Origin of the sequence: Cytobacillus spartinae (assembly GCF_042865285.1) — a bacterium.
Taxonomy (GTDB): domain Bacteria; phylum Bacillota; class Bacilli; order Bacillales; family Cytobacillaceae; genus Robertmurraya_A; species Robertmurraya_A spartinae.
Genome location: NZ_JBIACK010000006.1, coordinates 1 through 20353 on the forward strand (window position 1 = coordinate 1; position 20353 = coordinate 20353).

19 protein-coding genes and 1 tRNA gene are annotated in these 20353 nt (G+C 37.2%); 2 read left to right on the plus strand and 18 right to left on the minus strand.

Going from position 1 to position 20353, the window contains the following annotated elements; translation table 11 throughout:
- Positions 1-160: 160 nt before the first annotated feature.
- Both ACFYKX_RS13205 and ACFYKX_RS13210 read right to left on the minus strand, forming a co-directional pair.
- Positions 161-643, minus strand: coding sequence for a hypothetical protein (locus ACFYKX_RS13205; protein ID WP_389361527.1), 483 nt, complete (start codon positions 641-643; stop codon positions 161-163).
- Positions 644-838: 195 nt separating this feature from the next.
- Positions 839-910, minus strand: a tRNA-Arg gene (locus ACFYKX_RS13210).
- 340 nt (positions 911-1250) lie between these two features.
- Here ACFYKX_RS13210 and clpP point away from each other — a divergent pair.
- On the plus strand, positions 1251-1859 hold the full coding sequence (gene clpP / locus ACFYKX_RS13215) for an ATP-dependent Clp endopeptidase proteolytic subunit ClpP (protein ID WP_389361528.1): 609 nt from the start codon (positions 1251-1253) through the stop codon (positions 1857-1859).
- 81 nt (positions 1860-1940) lie between these two features.
- Here the strand turns inward: clpP and ACFYKX_RS13220 are convergent, their stop codons facing one another.
- The 7 genes from ACFYKX_RS13220 to ACFYKX_RS13250 form a co-directional block, all read right to left on the minus strand.
- Entirely contained in the window at positions 1941-2198 is a 258-nt protein-coding gene (locus ACFYKX_RS13220; RefSeq protein WP_389361529.1) for an HPr family phosphocarrier protein, read from the minus strand.
- A 25-nt stretch (positions 2199-2223) separates the two neighbouring features.
- Positions 2224-3174, minus strand: a complete 951-nt coding sequence (gene whiA / locus ACFYKX_RS13225; protein WP_389361530.1) for a DNA-binding protein WhiA — start codon at positions 3172-3174, stop codon at positions 2224-2226.
- Positions 3175-3208: 34 nt separating this feature from the next.
- A complete protein-coding gene (locus ACFYKX_RS13230; protein ID WP_389361531.1) occupies positions 3209-4192 on the minus strand; it encodes a gluconeogenesis factor YvcK family protein in 984 nt (327 codons plus the stop codon).
- Positions 4189-5082 carry an RNase adapter RapZ gene (gene rapZ / locus ACFYKX_RS13235; RefSeq protein WP_389361532.1) on the minus strand — a complete coding sequence of 298 codons (894 nt, stop codon included), beginning with the start codon at positions 5080-5082 and terminating at the stop codon, positions 4189-4191. Before rapZ ends, ACFYKX_RS13230 begins: the two co-directional genes overlap by 4 nt.
- A 21-nt stretch (positions 5083-5103) precedes the next feature.
- Complete coding sequence (locus tag ACFYKX_RS13240; protein ID WP_389361533.1) at positions 5104-5562, minus strand: NUDIX hydrolase; 459 nt, start codon at positions 5560-5562, stop codon at positions 5104-5106.
- Positions 5563-6272: 710 nt separating this feature from the next.
- Positions 6273-7223, minus strand: a complete 951-nt coding sequence (gene trxB / locus ACFYKX_RS13245) for a thioredoxin-disulfide reductase (protein WP_389361534.1) — start codon at positions 7221-7223, stop codon at positions 6273-6275.
- Between the two features lie 192 nt (positions 7224-7415).
- Positions 7416-8897, minus strand: a complete 1482-nt coding sequence (locus tag ACFYKX_RS13250; protein WP_389361535.1) for a tetratricopeptide repeat protein — start codon at positions 8895-8897, stop codon at positions 7416-7418.
- Positions 8898-9214: 317 nt separating this feature from the next.
- Here ACFYKX_RS13250 and ACFYKX_RS13255 point away from each other — a divergent pair, with 317 nt between their 5' ends.
- The gene (locus ACFYKX_RS13255) at positions 9215-11002 is read left to right on the plus strand and encodes a S9 family peptidase (protein ID WP_389361536.1); all 1788 of its coding nucleotides are present in this window, start codon (positions 9215-9217) and stop codon (positions 11000-11002) included.
- 89 nt (positions 11003-11091) lie between these two features.
- Here ACFYKX_RS13255 and ACFYKX_RS13260 read toward each other — a convergent pair whose 3' ends face one another.
- The 9 genes from ACFYKX_RS13260 to ACFYKX_RS13300 all read right to left on the minus strand — a co-directional run bounded on the left by ACFYKX_RS13260 (position 11092) and on the right by ACFYKX_RS13300 (position 20294).
- A complete protein-coding gene (locus tag ACFYKX_RS13260; RefSeq protein WP_389361537.1) occupies positions 11092-11988 on the minus strand; it encodes an acetamidase/formamidase family protein in 897 nt (298 codons plus the stop codon).
- A 72-nt stretch (positions 11989-12060) separates the two neighbouring features.
- The gene (locus ACFYKX_RS13265) at positions 12061-13140 is read right to left on the minus strand and encodes a BPL-N domain-containing protein (RefSeq protein WP_389361538.1); all 1080 of its coding nucleotides are present in this window, start codon (positions 13138-13140) and stop codon (positions 12061-12063) included.
- A 68-nt stretch (positions 13141-13208) separates the two neighbouring features.
- Entirely contained in the window at positions 13209-14177 is a 969-nt protein-coding gene (locus ACFYKX_RS13270; RefSeq protein WP_389361539.1) for an ABC transporter ATP-binding protein, read from the minus strand.
- On the minus strand, positions 14174-15166 hold the full coding sequence (locus tag ACFYKX_RS13275; protein WP_389361540.1) for an ABC transporter ATP-binding protein: 993 nt from the start codon (positions 15164-15166) through the stop codon (positions 14174-14176). Before ACFYKX_RS13275 ends, ACFYKX_RS13270 begins: the two co-directional genes overlap by 4 nt.
- Before the next feature lie 40 nt (positions 15167-15206).
- On the minus strand, positions 15207-16091 hold the full coding sequence (locus ACFYKX_RS13280) for an ABC transporter permease (protein ID WP_389361541.1): 885 nt from the start codon (positions 16089-16091) through the stop codon (positions 15207-15209).
- Between the two features lie 13 nt (positions 16092-16104).
- Positions 16105-17049 (minus strand): ABC transporter permease, encoded by a 945-nt coding sequence (locus ACFYKX_RS13285; RefSeq protein WP_389361542.1) that lies wholly within the window; start codon positions 17047-17049, stop codon positions 16105-16107.
- A 266-nt stretch (positions 17050-17315) separates the two neighbouring features.
- Positions 17316-18455, minus strand: a complete 1140-nt coding sequence (locus ACFYKX_RS13290) for a hypothetical protein (protein WP_389361543.1) — start codon at positions 18453-18455, stop codon at positions 17316-17318.
- Positions 18456-18461: 6 nt separating this feature from the next.
- Positions 18462-19517, minus strand: coding sequence for a response regulator transcription factor (locus tag ACFYKX_RS13295; RefSeq protein ID WP_389361544.1), 1056 nt, complete (start codon positions 19515-19517; stop codon positions 18462-18464).
- Positions 19518-20294 carry a sensor histidine kinase gene (locus tag ACFYKX_RS13300; RefSeq protein ID WP_389361545.1) on the minus strand — a complete coding sequence of 259 codons (777 nt, stop codon included), beginning with the start codon at positions 20292-20294 and terminating at the stop codon, positions 19518-19520. It abuts the gene before it with no gap.
- Positions 20295-20353 lie beyond the last annotated feature (59 nt).

Below are 20353 nucleotides of genomic sequence, written 5' to 3' on the forward strand. Positions count from 1 at the left end.
TTGCCTCGAGCTTCCTTCAGATTCCACGTCACCGTGGACACCCTTGCTTTCAGCTATGTACTTACCGCTACTTGGTCATACTCGGGACTTTCACCCGTTAGAGTTCGCCCATGCTGGGCGAACATAAAAAGTCTCCCCAATCAGGGAGACCCTCGAGAGATTAGTCATTTGGATTAACTGTGTCTTCACAATCTCCAATGAATGTTTGTGGAGTCACATCTGCTTCAAACGTTGTTTGAAAAACAGTTCCATCTTCTCCTACTGCTGTGATTTCAACCGTTGCAGTACCATTATTAATGGTATAACTGAAATCGACAGTGTAGTCCTGATTCGGAATTAAATTTCCAGAACCTTGTGCTGTACCATCTTCTAAGATTGCAACCGTATTTCCTTCACACGAAATAAACCCACGTCTACCTTGTGTAAAGTTAATGGTATTTCCACCTTGACCTTGAGTTCCAAAGTTCACTGTAAAATTATCTACTGCCGGATTACACATTGCTGCTGCAGTAAAGCATTGCTCAGCAGAGAAGTTAATTGTATCCGTAAATGTTTGTACAGTTCCCTCAGGAGATGTTACAGTTACCGTTGCTTCAGTATTCGGTACGCCTAAAAGAAACTTACATGGACAAGCTAAACCCATTTTCATATCACCCTTTCTTTATGGAGTTGCTATATTGTATGAAAAAATGAACGTAATGTATGGACAGGTAGAATAAACAATTTGCACATTTTTTTAAAGAGTAACATGGATTTAAGGGAAGAGAAGTATAAAGGTCTATATAAAACAAAAATGCTCTACGCCTTTATATAAAGCGTAGAGCATGATCTTATTGGACGCCCTCGGAGGGAATCGAACCCCCATTTTAAGAACCGGAATCTTACGTGCTATCCGTTGCACCACGAGGGCATATTTAAGTAGTTTAGTTTGAGACTCTAATAAGATTTACGTCTAATTATTATATGCCATGCATTTAGCGTTTGCAAGGCAAACTTTGTGTTTAAAAAGGTGTGTAATATGGGTATTATGAGAAAGGAGTACATTTATGGAAATTAACTTAGAGTTAAACCATATACATACATATAGGGTGGTTATTAATAAAAACGGTGTCGAATAAATCCCTTTGATATTCAGTTCGATTCGTTTGACCTTTATTGACCATCAGTGTATCATAAACTTACATACAATTAAGGCTAAGAGTACCCAACCATGTATGTTTTTACTCTCAGAATGAAGGAGGAACAAAACAATGAACTTGATCCCAACAGTTATTGAACAAACAAATCGTGGAGAGCGTGCTTATGACATTTATTCACGTCTTTTAAAAGACCGTATCATCATGCTCGGTAGTGCCATTGATGATAATGTGGCAAACTCAATCGTTGCTCAATTATTATTCTTAGAAGCTGAAAACCCTGAAAAAGACATATCTATTTATATCAATAGCCCAGGTGGCAGTATCACTGCAGGTATGGCCATTTATGATACGATGCAATTCATTAAGCCAAAAGTACAAACAATTTGTATCGGTATGGCTGCATCAATGGGTGCATTCCTACTAGCTGCTGGTGAAAAAGGAAAGCGCTATGCTCTTCCAAACGCAGAAGTAATGATTCACCAACCATTAGGTGGAGCTCAAGGTCAAGCGACTGAAATTGAAATCGCTGCAAAGCGTATTCTATTCCTTCGCGAAAAATTAAATCAAATTCTTGCTGAACGTACTGGCCAACCAATCGACGTTATTGCGAAGGATACAGATCGCGACAACTTCATGACAGCTGAAAAAGCGAAAGAATACGGTTTAGTAGACCATATCATCACACGTAATTCTTTAGAAGATAATAAAGAAAACAAATAATACTTAAGTTTCAATAAAAAAACTCGCTCTGATTTTAAAGAGCGAGTTTTTTATTACGAAAAAATTGTATATAAGGATAACTTACGAAGTCTGCATCATAAAGCTCGAAAGTTCTTCAATCGCTTCTTTTTCGTCACTTCCATCAACGATGAGGGTTACGACTGCCCCAGAACTTAATGCTAAACTCATAATTCCCATGATGCTTTTCGCATTTACTTTTTTGCCGTCCTTTTGTAGAAAAACATCAGATGCAAACCGATTTGCCACTTGGACAAATAGTGCAGCTGGACGAGCTTGTAGACCTGTTCTTAGTTTCACTTCGACCTGCTTTTCCACCATGTGATTCTTCCTCCAATAATTCTCTCTATTTATGATTTATGGGATCTCCTGCTCGCAGTTTTTCTGCAATTTCATCAATTTTTCTTAGTCGATGATTGATCCCAGATTTGCTGATTGTTCCTCCTGATGCCATTTCACCAAGCTCTTTTAAAGTGACATCTTGATAAGCAACTCTCAGCTCTGCTATTTCCCTTAATTTATCAGGTAGGATATGAAGACCTACCGTGTCTTGAATATATTTAATATTTTCAACCTGTCTAAGAGCAGCACCAATTGTTTTATTCAGATTTGCTGTTTCACAGTTAACGAGTCTATTAACTGAGTTTCTCATATCGCGTACAATGCGGATATCTTCAAACCTTAACAGTGCCCCGTGGGCTCCTACTATGTTTAGGAATTCTGTAATCTTTTCAGCTTCCTTTAAATAGGTGATAAACCCCTTTTTTCTCTCTAGTGTCTTACTATTTAATCCAAAAGTATTCATTAATTGACACAACGCATCATTGTGTTCCTTATATAATGAGGCTACTTCCAGATGATAGGAAGAGGTTTCAGGATTGTTCACAGAACCTCCTGCAAGGAATGCTCCACGCAAATAAGAGCGCTTACAACACTTTTTCTTCACTAAGTCTTCGGAAATATCATGTTCAAAAACGAAGCTTTCTCTTAAAATCTTTAAGTCCTCAAGGATTTCTTTAGCTTCTTGAGATAATCGAACAATATAAACATTATTTTTTTTCAAACGCATTTTCTTTCTTACTAACAACTCAACTTGAGCTTCGTAATGCTTTTTAATTAAGGAATATATTCTTCTAGCAATAGCAGCATTCTCCGTTTGTATATCTACTACTAACTTACGATTGGAGAAGGATAAAGAGCCGTTCATTCGAATAAGTGCTGAAAGTTCCGCTTTACCGCAACAATTTTTAGCATCAATATTCGTTAATTCCTTTTTAGTTTCCGAAGCGAATGACATCCCTTCACCCCCTTAGACACAGGCTGCATCTATATTACGCTTTAAATCGCTTATTGGTTTCATTTATTAAAAGAGAATATAAAATTTTTGCTACTTCTTTTGTGTCATGACGGATAGCACCGTTGTCTAAACACATAATTTCACCATCCACCACTTCAAGTCCAAGTTCGTATAACCGGGTTAGGTCAAAGTGAACAGGCATGGCTAATTCTTCATCATACTTTGCCAAGACATCATCAGGAATATTTTCGCTGTTTACAAGGATTGTATTAATAAAAGCACATTTCATATGATCATAGATCGCTTTAACATGATCACTAGCCGTAAAGTTTAGCGTCTCCCCAGCTTGCGTCATTAGGTTACAAATATAAACTTTTTTAGCTCTAGAACGACATACCTCATCCCCTAGCTTCGGAACGAGAAGATTTGGCAATATACTTGTATAAAGACTGCCCGGCCCTAAAATAATTAAGTCTGCTTGCCTAATTGCATGTATGGTTTCAGGAAGAGGATGAATGTTATTAGGTGTTAAAAAAACCTTTTTAATTCTTTTTCCGGAGTAAGGAATTTTCGATTCACCCGAAACAATGGTTCCATCTTCCATTTCAGCATGAAGAACGACACTTCTATTTGCTGCTGGCAATACTTTGCCTCGAACGTTCAGAACTTTACTCATTTCTTGAATCGCATGAACAAAATTCCCTGTAATCGAAGTCATTGCAGCTAAAATCAAGTTCCCTAGAGAGTGTCCTGATAATTCATGAGATGTTGCAAAACGATGCTGAAACATTTCTTCTATTAAAGGCTCTACATCTGATAAAGCCGCGAGTACGTTTCGAATATCACCTGGAGGAGGAATATCCATTTCATCCCGTAAACGTCCTGAGCTACCTCCGTCATCAGCAACGGTAACAATCGCAGTAATATCCACTGGATACTGCTTCAGTCCTCGTAGAAGAACTGGTAACCCTGTCCCGCCTCCTATGATGACAATTTTTGGCTGTCCGTTTGTGGTCATGTTGTACTTTCCTTTCTCCTTTCAATGTCACGGTGAGTAATACGAGTGTTATAGTCTTTTTCAAAGTGATGGCCGATGTATTCTGCTAGTGCCACTGAACGATGTTGCCCCCCTGTACACCCAATCGCAACGACTAGTTGGGCCTTTCCTTCTCTTTTATAATGAGGGAGCATAAAGCTTAACAATTCCGTAACCTTTTCAAGGAATTTATTCGTTTCATTCCATTTTAAAACATAAGTCGAGACTTCCTCATCTAACCCTGTCTTCGGCCTCATATGGTCAATATAATGTGGATTTGGCAGGAATCTCACGTCAAAGACTAAATCTGCATCAATCGGAAGACCGTGCTTAAACCCAAACGACATAACATTGACTGTAAAGATCTCCTTTTTATTCACAGAGAACTCGACTATGATTTTTTCTCTAAGCTCTTTTGGCTTCATGCTAGAGGTATTATAAATAAGCTGTGCTCTGCCCTTTAGTTCTTCTAATAATTCTCGCTCAGACTTAATTCCTTCTAAAGGAAGCCCTGAGGGAGCTAAAGGGTGAAAGCGCCTCGTTTCCTTATATCTGCGCACCAAAGCTGCATCATCAGCATCTAAAAATAAGATTTGTGGGGTTACCCAAGAGGTTTCAACTAAATCATCAAGAGCCTTAAATAGATGTTCAAAGAATTCTCTGCCTCTTAAATCCATAACTAGAGCAACTTTATTCATTTTATTCCCAGACTCTTTCATCAGTTCTAGAAATTTGGGTAATAAAGTTGGTGGCAAGTTATCCACGCAAAAGAACCCTAAGTCTTCAAAGCTTTGCATGGCAACGGTTTTCCCTGCCCCTGACATTCCTGTAATAATAACCATTTGAGTATCATTTGCCGATCCCGTACTCATGGATATTCCCCCTATTAGATTCTAACTTGGATCAAGTCGATAATTAATTAGTTCGAAATCTGGTGTGTAAGTAAATGTTCCGTAAATGATGCCGTTTCCATGCACCATGTAATCTAATATATGATAATCTCCTTCTGCCATTGGTAAGTTCTTGATGTCATCAAAGGAATGCCAAGCAATGATTCCTTCCTCTGATTCATCTAGATTTATTCCATCTGCTTCTGTACAGAAAAAAGTGAACATCATCCATTCAGACAATACTTGATCTCCATCTTTCATGATGAAGGTGAAAATCCCTTTAATATTCGGGTTCCTTAAATATATTCCTGTTTCCTCACGGTATTCACGAATACAACAGTCTCTTACAGATTCACCAGGCTCCATCTTCCCTCCCGGTGCCACCCACCATCCACGTCTTGGTTTTTGTAAAAGCAATACTTTATTATCCTTAAGGAGTACACAATTCGTGACACGTTGCATAATTATCACCTCAATAAATCAGTAAATTAGTTCCGTATGTAAAGACAAATACCTTAGATTAAGGGGACTAGTGTGATTTGTCCGTTAATTGTAGGATTGTATTCTTTTTATTATACTATTTTTGCTATGCTGTCTCAATGAATAGGAATGAAGGTAAATTTTGCTCATATAATGATTCGCTTTATTTTAACGAACGTACATTCTTGCTTTTTGCCTAAAAAAAGAGCACAGGTCATTACTCCTGTGCTGTACAAAGGGTTATATCTTTAAAAGGGGGTCAATTCTTATTTCTATAATACCCTATATATATTTCACTTCTGTTACAGGATAATTAAAAGAGAATTACTTTTTGTTAATTTAGGAAGAAATTGGCTTAATAAATCTGATTTGGGGATTAGCTTAGTGCATGGTTCGGAGAATTTATACACTCTTAGTACCTGTTTTCAACGGTTTGCTCAATTTCTTGGTACTAAGAACGCAACTTAGTACACGATTTAGACCGGTTAGGCAGATATTCGGTATTAACATCCTTTCTTAATACAGGTTTTCAGTAGTTTGCTCACTTTTTTTGTACTAAGAGCTCAGCTTAGTGCAGGTTTTCACCTATCTAAGCAGAACAATGGAACTAAGTTACTCAAACATTGCCGGTAATCACACTGGACTGTTTGCCCAAAATTAAAACCGCACATATAGATGTGCGGCGTTAACAATTAAGATTTTGATTTTAATGACTCCATTAGTTCTTCAACATAATGCTGTGCGCTTTGCGCTGCGATACTTCCGTCTCCTGTTGCTGTTACGATTTGACGCAATGTTTTTTCGCGGATGTCTCCAGCAGCAAAGATTCCTGGTACTCTGGTTTCCATGCGGTCATTAGTTTCGATATAACCATTTTCATTGGTTATTCCAAGGTTAGCAAATGGCTTTGATAGAGGAACCATTCCAATGTAGATGAATACACCATCTGTTTTGAATTCTTGTTCTGCTCCATCTTCTGTTGAAACTAAAGTAACACTTCCTACTTTGCCGTCTTTATCATTGATTTCTTTTACCGTATGGTTCCAGATGAAATCAATTTTCTCATTATCAAAGGCACGTTGTTGTAGGATTTTTTGTGCACGTAGTTCGTCACGACGGTGTACAATCGTTACTTTTGTAGCAAAGCGAGTTAAATATACACCTTCCTCAACAGCCGAGTCTCCTCCACCTACAACCACAAGTTCTTTCCCTTTGAAAAATGCACCATCACAAACTGCACAGTAAGAAACTCCACGTCCACCTAGCTCTTTCTCTCCAGGCACTCCAATTTTCTTATATTCTGCACCAGTTGTAATAATAACTGCGCGTGCTTTATATTGTTTAGAGCCAGCGATAACCGTCTTGTATTCTTCGCCATCGATGACTTCTTTAATATCCCCATATGCATATTCTGCACCGAATTTCTTTGCATGCTCGAACATTTTTGTAGATAAGTCTGGTCCTAAAATATGGTCAAACCCAGGATAGTTTTCTACTTCTTCCGTGTTTGCCATTTGTCCGCCAGGGATTCCACGCTCTAACATTAGTGTAGAAAGATTTGCACGAGATGTATAAACTGCAGCTGTCATACCGGCAGGGCCTGCGCCAGCGATAATGACATCATAAATTTTTTCTTCAGACACGGTGATTCCACTCCTTTAATAAGCTGTTTCGGATAGATTATTTTCATGATTTCATTTCAATCTAATTTTAGTATGGGAGAATCTCTTGGTGAAAACTAGACGCGCTCTCCATATCACTAAACTTGTCGTTGTATAGTATTCCCTTACTAATCATATCCTATAAAACAACAGCTTTTTAGTCCAAAAAAATGCTCAGCAAAGGTGAATGTTCACAATTTTGATATATTTTTGAACCGTTGTGAGTGAAAGTCCGTACTGTTGTGCAATGGTTTGTTGAGTCACTTTCTCATTTCTCAGCTTTCTCCATAAGTATTCAATCGCTGCTGCAAAAGCTTTATAATTTTTCAATTCAACTTTTGCCTTTTCCATTTCAACAGAAACCGTGAACCACATTAAGTACAAACCGGCTTCGACCGTTCCAATCGGTTGATGAAATTGATAAAGTTCTTTTGCGGTTTCATGGACAGCTAGACTTGAGATTTTTTGATTTCCTTTTAACCAGAGGAAATATTTTTCCTCTAAGTCGTGCCTTGAAACATCTTTAGAAGTGAGAATTTCATCCTTTTTCTCAGAAAGAGAGCTTAGAAACATACCGAAAAGTCTTTCTTCGATATAATCACTCTTTATCTTTTTAAAAATTGTAGGTGTATGGTCCTCAATTCCCTCAATTGAATCTCGGTTTTCATTCCAAGGTTCTAGACCTTCCTTCTCGGGGTTTAATTGAAGGACTTTTTTCCAAAAACCTTCTGCCAGTTGTTCTCTACCAGTATGAAATGCAGCATAGGATAACCAGTAATAAAATGGACCATCACCATCAAAGCCCTGTTTATGCAGCTTTCTTAACCAAAGATAGGCCACCTCATATTCACCAACTAAAGCCAGTGTTGCCCCAACTTTAAATTGATGTTCTATAAGCATAGGTTTAATTTTCTTTAAAGTTTCCTTAAGTTGTTCAACTACCTTTTTTTCTTTCTGATAGAAAGCAAAAACTAGTTTGTTACAAAGTGCATGTAGGTTTCCTGGATTTTTCTCAAGCACTTCATTTAATATCGTTTCCGCTTTTTCTACTTCCCCTAGGTAAAAATGAGCTAATGCTAAATTATTATAAGCAGACCAATACTCAGGGAATTCGTCGATTACTGAGGTTAAAAGGTCAATCGCTTTAGGGAAATGGCCTGATTCAAGAAGATTTCTAGCTTCCTCTTGTTTTGTAATCAAATCATCCTGTTCATAAAGATCTTCCTCTAATTCCTCTGCCTCAAGGGACAGTAAATCTAGTAGATCTTCTGTATCCTCTATAAACTCGCCTTCTTCGTCCAAATCCATATATTGCTTCGCATGCTGGTAGGCATCCTTAAAGAAGCCCTGATGAGCATAGTTATTCGCAAGAAAATAATGGCACTCCACCATATCCGGATCGAGTTCATCCAAGATGAGATGTAGAAGTCGATTAGATTCCTTATACTCCCCTAGCTCTGTATAAATAATCGCGAGCTGACAAACAATCATCGGCTCTCCCGGTTCTAAGTGCATCGCTCTTTCAATGTATTTTTTCGCCTTATGAAAATCACGACGTTGATAAGCCTTTAACCCCTTCGTGAAATAGTACTCCCCCGTAGGAATAAAGGACAATAATTTTCCTGTTTTCTGTCTTGCTTTAGAGTCTTTGCTCATGAAATCCTCCAGTAACTAATTTCTTTCATCTATATGAAGATCTTAAGTGCCCCATTTTTATAAAAACTATTACTAATCAAATTAACTTATGTAGTATATCATATGTTCAAGCCTCCGGAGAAGGAAGAATTTAAGCCTACCTTCATTCCTTTTTTTCTCTCAAGAACTATTTTTACTATATTAGTAAAATAAAGGATTCGGAGGAAAAACGAACTCAAATACTTTTTCTTGCGAAAATTACAAAAATTCTATACTATTTATTTCATGAACCGAAATATTTTTATGCAGGGTTTTACTAAATTGAAAAGGGTGGATTTATGCTTACTTTTAAAAAACCAGATGTAGAACAGTTTTTCAGAACGTTCGGGATACAGAACTTCACAGTAAGTCCAGATGAAAAGCAGCTTATTTTTAGCACAAATATAAGTGGAAAATATAATCTTTGGGCAATGGATTTACCAAACCATTTCCCATATCCACTTACCTTCCAAGATCAAAGTTGCCAGGCTCTTCTTTATAATAAGGAAGGAGATTTTATTGTGGGTGGATTTGATACAGATGGGGATGAAAATACACAGATTTATGCACTCCCACCAAAGGGCGGAGAGCTAAAGCCTATTCGAGTAGAAGCTGGTCAAAAACATATGAATGCGTTCTTATCTAAAGATGGAAAACGTCTTTTCTACACATCTTCTAAAAATAACCCTATGTTTTTAAATGCTTATCGCTACGAGTTTGAGACTGGAGAAGAAACTCTAGTAAATGAGGGGAAAAAGGCAGCTACCTATCTAGTTGCGGTTAGTCCGGAAGAAACAAGCTCAATCTATCTCCGTCATTTCGCTAATACATATGCATTAGCTTTTACGAAAATAGGGGATGAAGAAGTACTACTAACTCCAGCTACAGATAAACAGCACACAGTATCTGCTGTTGTCTATACGGATGAAAACACAGTTTACTTATTAACAGACTACAATGATGATTTCTCTTACTTAGCAAAATTCGATTTAGAAACTCAAGAATTCACTAAAGTTCTTTCTTTAGAAAAAGAAAGCTTTGGCGATGTTAAATTTGATAAAAATCGTAATCAATTATATATTGCAAGCTCTAAAGGGGTAGAAGATTTTCTTTATGTATATTCTCTTGAAACTGGAGAACATTCGAAACTAGATATCCCAACAAGTGTCATTGAAAAATTAGTAGTCTCAGAATCAGGTAATCTCTACTTATTAGGTAGATCAGCTACTCGTCCGCACAATCTCTTTACAAAAGCTCTAGATTCAGATGAATGGACTGCTCTTACAAATTATGGAGTTCCAGGGGTACCGCAAGACGATTTAGTAGAGCCAGAGGTAGTAACGTACCCATCTTATGACGGTTTAGAGATTGAAGCTTTATTTTTCAGAGCAAAAGAGGAAGTTAGCAACGGTCATGTGATTCACTGGCCACACGGTGGTCCACAAGCTGCTGAGAGAAAGTTCTTCCGCGCTTTATTCCAATTCTTAGTTAACCGTGGATATAGCATCTTTGCACCGAACTTCAGAGGATCTTCAGGGTATGGTCTGTCATTTATGAAGATGGTAGAAGGAGATTGGGGATATGGCCCCCGTCTAGATAATATCGAAGGATTAGAGTGGCTAATTAAAAATGGTTACGCAGATAGAGAGAAAATCCTTCTAATGGGCGGAAGCTACGGCGGGTATATGGCACTTCTGTTACATGGAAGACATGCTGAATACTATAAAGCAGTTGTCGATATTTTCGGACCAAGTGACTTATTCTCGTTCATTAATTCAGTACCTGAGCACTGGAAGCCAGTGATGAATCAGTGGGTTGGCGATCCGGTAAAAGACAAAGAGAAACTGATCGAGTACTCTCCTATTACATACTTAGATCAAATGGTTAAACCAATGCTCGTGATCCAAGGGGCAAACGATCCACGTGTGGTAAAAGCAGAATCCGATCAAATCGTAAAAGCGTTGCAAGATAAAGGGGTTAAAGTTGAGTATCTTGTACTTGACGATGAAGGACATGGTTTCTCTAAGAAGGAAAATGAAATTAAGGTAAACCGTACGATTCTTGAGTTCTTTGATCGTTTTATTTAATAAATGAGAAAAGGTCAGCAAGGTACTGCACCCAAAAGTTAGATTCTTACTCTAATTTTCGGGGTGCAGTACCCTTCCGCTGACCTTATTTATATGCGAACATTTAGTTTTTCTAGTAGCCATTTGGGTACAACAAACCTGGCTGTCATAAGAGGATCTACAACCTGGCAAATTTCTGCTTGACCAGCAGCGCTCATTAACATGGTGACTTCACTAATTGGAAGCCCACTTCTGCTTGCGATAAAATCTATCATTTCTTCTGTTGCTTGTTTACAAGCCTGATCTAGCGTTTCTGCTGAAACGATTTGTGTTAGCACCTCATCATTTTCAAGCATTGGATGCTTTAGGTTTAAGCCTTTGATTACTTCTAATGTAACAGTCGCTTTACCAGGAATCTCAATCCCAGAAACACTTATTTCTCCATCACCCATTGCTGCATGGAAATCACCTAGTGCAAAGAGAGCCCCTTCCGCAAAAACTGGAAAATAAAGTGTTGCCCCTTCCGTCACCATTTTATTATCCATGTTCCCTCCATGAGCTCCAGGAGTTCCACAATTCACACCCTCACCCTCTGGTGCTACACCGATAACCCCAATCATCTTATTAATAGGAAGTTCAATATCATTAAAGATTGCCATTCCATCACGAATGGGGATAATTTTAGCTTCCATCTCTGTAATGCGATGGCCCATTACACCCAAATTAGGCCCAACCACCATTACACCTTGGTCACCAATTTGAATCTTCTCAATTTTGACCCTTAACACATCTCCTGGCATAGCTCCCTCTACAAAAATAGGGCCTGTTGCCGGATTAATCTGATTCCAGTTAATTTCTGTTACCACCGTTTCAGGAGATTGGATTTGATCTTGAAAACAATCATACGTTTCAATTTCAATTGTGGCTCCCGATTTAACTGTCATCGCTGGTTTATGGTTTTTGTTGAAGTCATAGATGATTCCAAGTTCACGTTGTAGCACTTCCATCTTTATACCCCCTTCGAAATAGGTTTACTTTTTTAATATTCTACAAGAATTAGATACTCTCCTCCAAAAGAGTTACTTAGAGCTTAAATAGTAAAGGCTATTCATTAACAGCAAATAATTTGGGTTGTTTTTCATATGATGATCAGTCCCACAAGTCCCGAACTCAGCGTGAGGAGATATTAAAACCATATATCCTTTTCCGTAAGGAGCTTCTATAATGGCAGGGAACCCCTTGAGATAAGTTTCAAACCTTTCTTTAGTAAGAGGGTTGGACCACTTCATTGCTTCTTGTGCAATCACATTATTCTCTAAGCTCCAAGAAGGAAGATCCTTACCAGAAGCAATAAAATCTCTAAATCTAGCTATAACAGATATATTCTCTTGATTTAAGATGTCAAAAGCAGGCCCTTCCCAATAAATCATATCTAAGGTACTAGGTCTCCCCATAGAAAGACCATTTGTAACAGGGTGGAATTCCTCTTCAAACTCAACTCTTACAAACCCAGTTCCCGTTCTCCAATAATCCAATCCACACTTATCTCCCACTGGTAACATATTAAGCCATATATCGTGAGGAACCGTTCCATTTTGAGCTGTTAGAGGAAAGTAGCTACCAGCACAAGAACCTAAATACATCCCTCCATTATTTATAAAGGAACGTATTTCTTCGTATCCTTTCTGTCCTAAGCCCTCATAATAGGATTCACCAGCATCAGGTCCGCCTGGTACAATTAGTAAATCGTACTTGCTCAAAACTCCCGTTCTTACTTGATCATCATTTAATATGTCTACTTTAAGACCATATGCTTCAAAAAAACTGTAAAAAGGGTCTGAACAAAATGGAGCACAGTTTTTCCCATCCAAGAAAGCAATTTTCGAGCTTAACTTCAAAGGCGAAACATACTCTTTGAACTCCCCAATGAGTCTATCGTAGCGAAAGTCTTCTACATCGCAATCAACTGGTACAATAAAGCTACCCGGAAAAATGATATGCCCCTCAGGAAACTTTTCCGTCTTACAAGAAAATTTCTCAGTCACAATAAATATCTCTTTTTGCTCACTAATCCAGAAGTTTATTTTTTTCATACAAGCCGATAATTCTGTCTGATAAGGTACCAAACCTAGTCTTGTCATTGGAATTAATTTATACATTTTATCCCCCCTAACTAGGAATCTCTAAACAGGGCATCATAGAATATTCTCGCCCTAAAAATTAATAGCTAACTATAAAGGTGACAAGCAACAAAATGTCCTTGTTTAACTTCCTTTAATGCTGGACTTTCTTCTTTACAGATCGCCATGCATTCTCGACAACGGCTGGCAAAGCGACAACCTGCTGGCAAATCAATTGGGCTAGGTAAGTCACCTTCTAAAATATAGTCCTCCCTTTTTGCTGTCGGATCTGGAACAGGTATGGCAGCCATTAGTGCCTTTGTATATGGATGTAACGTGTTTTTATAAAGTTCCTCTACATCAGCCATTTCAACAATCTGTCCTAAATACATAACGGCTACTCGATCACTAATGTGTTCAACAACACTTAAATCATGAGCAACAAAAAGCATAGTTAAGTTTAGCTCTTCTTTTAGTCGAACCAGTAAGTTTAGAATCTGTGCCTGAACAGATACATCGAGTGCTGACACTGGCTCATCAGCCATAATGAACCTCGGCTCAACTAATAGGGCGCGGGCAATAACAATACGTTGAAGCTGTCCGCCACTAAATTCATGTGGATGTCGGTCTAATGCATCTATTGGAAGACCCACTTTCTCCAAGATATCTGCCATACGCGCTTCTTCTTGACCCTTTTCCAACCCATGAACTTTCAAGATTTCCATAAATGTCTGTCTTATGGTTTTACGAGGATTAAGGGAGGAATGCGGGTTCTGGAACACCATTTGCATTTGACGTCTTAATGCTTTGAGACTCTTAGAATCCAAAGTAGTAATGTCCTCATCGTTAAAAACTACTTTCCCTGAGGATGGCTCTACAATTCTTGTAATACAGCGTCCCAAAGTAGATTTTCCACATCCGCTTTCTCCAACTAGACCAAATACCTCTCCTTCTCTAATCGAAAAAGACACATCATCGACGGCCTGAAGCAGTTGGAGGTGCTTTCCAAGCATATTGCGTTTTCCAGTTGGAAAATGCTTTCGTAGATTTTCAACTTTTAATATCGTCTTGGTCATACTACTGCACCCCTTTCCTGCATAATAGTCTCTGCGTGATGGCAAGAAACCTGATGGCCATCTTCTAATGTTCTTAATTTAGGAGAATCTGATAAACATAGCTCCGTTTTATATTTGCAACGATCTGCGAATGGACAGCCTTTTAATTCTAAGTGAAGATCTGGTGGACTTCCTTCAATTGGATTTAATGTTTTTGATCTTGCCCCTAGCTTAGGAATAGAAGAGATTAACCCTAGCGTATAAGGGTGCATAGGTGATGCAAAAATCACTTTTACATCGCCACTCTCAACAATTTCTCCCGCATACATAACAGATACCTTATCACAAACCTCTGCTACAACACCCAAGTCATGTGTAATCATTAGGACACCCATATCAAATTCATTTTGTAGCTCTTTTATTAGTCTTAAGATTTGTGCTTGAATCGTTACATCTAACGCGGTTGTTGGTTCGTCGGCAATTAATAGCTTTGGTTTACATGCTAAGGCAATGGCAATCATTAACCGTTGAAGCATCCCTCCACTGAATTCATGAGGATATTGACTATATCTCTTTTCTGGGGATGGAATACCTACAAGAGAAAGAAACTTAATCGTCTCTTCCTTTGCTAGCTTCTTGTTCATTTTTTTATGGTAACGGAACACTTCCGAAATCTGATCACCAACCGTAAATAAAGGATTTAAAGAGGTCATCGGATCCTGAAAAATCATGGAAACGATATTCCCTCTTATTTGCTGCATTTCCTTTTCTTTTTTAGACAAAATATCGATACCATCAATTGTGATTTCTCCAGAAAGAGAACTTCTACTTTTATCTACTAATCTCATAATGGACTTAGCGGTTACACTTTTTCCACTTCCACTCTCACCTACAAGTCCCATTGTTTCTCCACGATTAATGGAGAGATTAACATATCTTACGGCATGAGCCGTCCCTCTTTCAGTCTTAAACTTTGTTGATAAATCCTTTATTTCTAAAAGTACACTCACGTTCATTCCCCCAACCTAGTAGTAGTTATTGAACAAACTCCTACACTTTTCTTTGTTTCGGGTCAAAATGCTGCTGTAGACCATCACCGAACAGGTTAAATGCTATAACAGTAATCATTATTGCAAACCCTGAAGCAAGGGCTGTATTAGGAGAAATTAACAAGTATTGTCTTCCTTCCTCTAACATCGATCCCCAATCCGCTGTCGGTGGCTGAACTCCTAATCCAAGGAAGCTCATCGCAGCTAAATCTAGAATTGCATACGCTAAATCAATTGTTATCTGTACAACAATCGGTGACACACAGTTAGGAAGAATGTGCATAAAGATAATCCTAAAATTAGAAAACCCTAAGTTTCGAGCAGCTTCCACATATGTCTGTTCTTTTTCTACTAGGGTAACGGACCTTACTAACCTGGCTATCATAGGAATGTATACAATTCCTAGGGCAATTACGGCGTTTTCTAACCCTCTACCGAATACAGCAACAATAATAAAGGCTAATAAAAGTGCGGGGAATGCTAGTATTACGTCAAACACACGAGTGATGATATTATCAATTTTTCCACCGTAATAACCAGCGATTAGTCCTAATGGAACCCCAACTACTGTAGCGATCCCAACAACAAATACGGCACCAAGCAATGTAGTCCTTGCTCCATATATAACACGACTAAAGATATCTCTTCCCTGCTTATCTGTTCCAAAGATATGTTCACTTGATGCTGGCTGAAGTGAGTTAGATAAGTTCTGCTCATTTGGTTCATATGGTGCTACTAGAGGTGCGAATATGGCTAAAAGGACAATAATTAAAATGACTACACCCGCAGCAACAGCCAAATAGTTTTTAAAAAAAGAAGATTGAAACATCGTTTTATTTTTCCGTCTGAAAGGGAGCATCGGTTTTGTAGTTTCTATTTGTGCCAAAGGGAATCACCTCCTAATATCGAATTCTTGGATCTATTACGGCATAAAGAACATCGACTAATAAGTTAATTAGTAGAAAAACTGTTACTAGGAAAAGCGTTGTTCCTTGAACGACTGGATAATCACTCGTTTGAACACCATTAATAATTAAGCTTCCTATTCCACCAAGTCCAAATGTATATTCCACTAGAACTGTTCCTACAATTAAGAAACCTAGTTGTAGACCCGTTACAGTCAGTAATGGAATAAGCGCATTTTTTAACCCGTGCTTTAAGACAACCACGCTCTTCGGAATCCCTTTTGCAACAGCCGTTTGAATGTAATTCGTATTTAAAACTTCAATCATTCCGCTTCTAGTGATTCGAGAACTTAAGGCGATCATATTGACCCCAAGAGCAAGTGAAGGCAGCAATAAATATTTAAAATTTTCAATGACATTATCCCCCGTACCGAATGCTGGTAAAATGTCTAGCTTATAAGAGAACAGCAGTACCATTAAAACCCCTGTAAAGAATACAGGAGATGAAACGCCACTTAAGGCAAATAAGGATGATAAATAATCAATCCACGTATTCTTCTTAATGGCAGATATAATTCCTAGAGGAACAGCAAATAAAATCGTAATAACTGTACTCATAAGAACGAGCTGAACAGTTAAAGGTAAACGTTCCCCAATCATATCTGATACAGATTGCTTCATCTTAAAGCTCTCCCCTAAATCTCCTCTTAAAGCGTCCTTAATCCAATACAAGTATTGAATATGAACGGGTTCGTTTAGGTGATACTTTTCTCGAATATTTTCTAGAACCTCAGGTGACGTTTGTTTCCCACCCACCATAACTAGAGCTGGGTCAGTTGGTGTTAAATGAACCATACCGAAGATGAGGATGGACACAAAGAAAAGTACCGGTACTAATAACAAAAGCCTTCTAACAATATACGAGAACAACTCGTTCACCACCCTACATGAAGTAAGAGAAATTGGTCCAAGATAGACCAAAACTCCCTAGTTTAATTTTCTGAATATTTATAAATATTTTATCAACCACTGCTCTTTCATCTTTTAAAAATCTAATCATAATATCTTAAATATTTGATTAATTAAGAAAATTTAAAAAATATTTTTCTAGTGTTGGGTACTAATTTCCACTAGAAATAATCAATACTGTATTTTACATGGCTTAAAGCTAAAAATGGGTATAGAAATAAGCATAGGGATAATCCCTATGCTGTGGCTTTTGATTGATGAAAGGATAAATAATTAACCAGCCTTAATATGAAACAGGATACAGCTGTTCCTAGCAAAATTCCAATTGGAAGTGAGTAAATGATAGACAGTGTACTCGAAACACTAAATCCAATGATAACGCCAAGTATGTTGATCTTCCTCATGTTACTACCACCTAAAACGACTCCAAGAATAGGTCCCCATACTAGTCCAAAAACAATAATGACTTGTAAAAGTGTTATTTTAAAAGAGAATGCTACAATTACAGGTAAGATAAAATGCACAAATAACCATAGTGAACCTTTAAACTGACTTCTTTTCCGGAAGTCTTTCAACATTCTAGTAACTAGAGTGATAATAATAAAGATACTAGTTACAAGAAATAGCATTTGACCGAATTGTCCTCCAAAACGATTGATTACCATGATACTAACCTGATCACTTAGATCTGGCCATACTGCTTGAGCCTTTGCTAAAAAGGCAAGAGAACCTAGCGAAATGGGTACAACTAGCCAAACCATGGAGGAAATTAAATAAGTAAATGCTCGTTGGTTATCCAATCCTTTGTAATAAAACATATGATAAAGATACTGATGGGCTATTAGGATAATACCTAGTGTAACAACCAACAACCATGTATATCGATCATTAAATTTCAGCATATCAGTTGCTAAAAAATGCAATCCCGAATACACAGTTGGAATACTAACTTTTAGATAAACCAAGGTTGGAATTAAGAAAGAGAAAATTAAACCTGAAATTACGATGCTTATCGATAGTTTTTCATTGATTCTCTGAAGGAAGATAAAAACCACTGTGGCAACAATAATAAACAATACATTGATAATGGAGAAAAAGTAATAGAAAGATTCCTTAATAATAATCTCTATGACAATGGATATACATATACAAAGCTCTATTACATATAAGGAGTATAGAAAGTTTTTAAATGAATCATCAAATTTTGAAAAGATTGCTTTTCTCTGTAGAAAAAAGATGGCAATAAATGAAATTGCACCCATAATAGAAAAACCTAATAAGCCATGGACACCGTAGTCCACTGCTATTTGTGCCGATAATAAAAAGATGACGGGCGTAATCCAAGGAATTAGAAGAAAAATAATCTTTGTAGCCAATCCATATCACCCAACTTCTCTTTTATATTGACTAGGAGATATTCCAGTAAACTTTTTAAAACTAACAGCAAAATAAGCTGAACTATTAAAACCGACCATATCTGAAACTACTTCAATATTATAGTCTTGTTTAAGAAGGTCCTTTGCTTTATTAATACGAACATTTAACAGAATTTCGGTAAAAGTTTTTGCAGTCTCTTTCTTTAGCAGTCTATTTAAATGAGATGAACTAACATGAACTGCATGCGCAACATCAGCTAATGAAAGAGGCTTAAAATAGTTATCCTGTATATACTGCATGCATTTGTTCACAACAGACTCATCTTTACTTTGTAAATCCTTTATTGCATTAGCAAAGGAGTTCTTAAAGTTGTTCGAAGTACCAATTCCATATGAAAGCTGCTCCTTCATTTCAATATTTAGCTGCAATAAAGCATTCTTAATTGAATCTAAGTGATTACCACTAGTAACATAAATCGTGTTGTTCCCAATAGGCTCAGGTGCAAGAAATCCTTGAATGGTATGAAATCTTCTTATAAAACTTTTCTTCCAATCCGGTAGGTTACATTTTATTGAAACGACCACCTCAGGTATAAATCCAAAATACTTTAGAATTTCACTATTAGAAATGCTACCTTCACTAAAAATCATATTCTCTAACATAGATTGTTTAAGGAGGATGTTAATAGATTTTTTTTCATTCCATTGACTTTGAAGTTTCATAAATGTATCAGTAAACTCATTTTTACTAAACGGTTTAAGTAAGTAATGACTGGCTCCCAGTTCAATTGCCTTTTTAGCATAATTAAAATCGCTATAGGCAGATATGATGCTGACGAGTGTCTCTGGCCATTCACGTCTAATAAGCTCCAGGGTCTCTAGACCTGATAAGCCTGGCATTTTAACATCCATAAAGATTAAATCTACTGATTCTTTTTTCAAATGTTCAATGGCGTCAAGACCATTTTCAACTAAAGATATATCGTATTCTCGGATATCATTTAGGAGCTTTTTTACATTCAATAATTCTAATGGCTCGTCATCTGCAACTAAAATTTTCATTTACTTAACCTCCTTTAATGATATTAAACAGCTTGTTCCTTCTGGTGTACTCACAATACTTAAATCTCCATTTTGCCCAAAATAATGTCTTAACCTTTGATACGTATTCTTAATCCCGATTCCAAAATCTGTTGCTTCATTTCCCGTCTTCTTCCATAATTCAAACTGCTCAATTAATACAGGAGACATCCCTACTCCGTTATCGATAATTCGTATTCGGAGCTTATCTTCGCTTTTATAAGTAACTATCTTGATATAACCACCATTCATTTTAGGTTCAATCCCATGTTTACAAGCATTCTCTACTAGAGGTTGAATAATAAGCATCGGTATCTTAAAATCCTCTATCTCAGAGCTGCTATCAATTTCCCAAGAAAGACGGTTCCCAAATCTGAGTTGTTGGATTTTTAGATACATATGAACACTAAGCATTTCATCACTTAATTTCACTAGTTGTTGATTATCGCGAATGGTATATCTTAATAGTGACGAGATGGCATATACCGCTTCCTCCGCATCGTTATTTTTATTAAGCCTTATTAATGACGTGATCGCATTGAGTGAGTTGAATAAAAAATGAGGATGAATTTGAGAGGCTAAGTTACTTAACTGTGCTTGTTTCAGTAAATTTTCTAGTTCAGTCTTCTTTTTATCTACCTTTAAATACTCATGTTCTTTTTCAAATATAAGTAGTGCTACTAAAGCTGTAAAACTAACTACTCCACCGACTATTCCTAACACGATGATAACGGTAAACATAGAAAGAGACAAAACCATATCATATCTCCTCTTCTAATTATCAGAAAATTTTAATTATTATTATATCTTAATCTATT